The 385-nt window shown below is 65.7% G+C and carries 1 protein-coding gene; it reads right to left on the reverse strand.

Translation table 11 applies throughout. The features are described from left to right. Window positions 1–385 (reverse strand): AMP-binding protein (locus F6S12_RS33120; RefSeq protein WP_315870035.1); only part of this gene is annotated, 385 nt, incomplete at both ends.

Genomic DNA, 385 nt, shown 5'->3' on the forward strand with positions numbered 1-385 from the left:
ATCGCCGCTGCGGTACAGCCGGGCCCCGGTGGTGCTGTAGGGGTCAGGGATAAAACGCTCGGCCGTCAGCCCAGGTCGATCCAGGTAACCCCGGGCCACGCCCAGGCCGCCCAGGTACAACTCGCCCGCCACGCCAACCGGCAACAGGTTGAGGTTGGCATCGGCCACATAGGCGCTGCGATTGCCAACGATATTGCCGATAGGCGCGTAGGCCGCATCACAGGGATCACCGACACGGGCCTTCCAGATCAAAGGAGTGACCACCGTCTCGGTCGGGCCGTAGCCGTTGAAGATGTACTTCGGACGCAGCACTCGCCACGCCAAATCGTAACTGGCCTGGGGCACTGCATCGCCGCCGAAGCAGTACACCCGCACCGCCGGCGGG

This window comes from Pseudomonas sp. JV245A (assembly GCF_032424515.1).
Taxonomy (GTDB): domain Bacteria; phylum Pseudomonadota; class Gammaproteobacteria; order Pseudomonadales; family Pseudomonadaceae; genus Aquipseudomonas; species Aquipseudomonas protegens.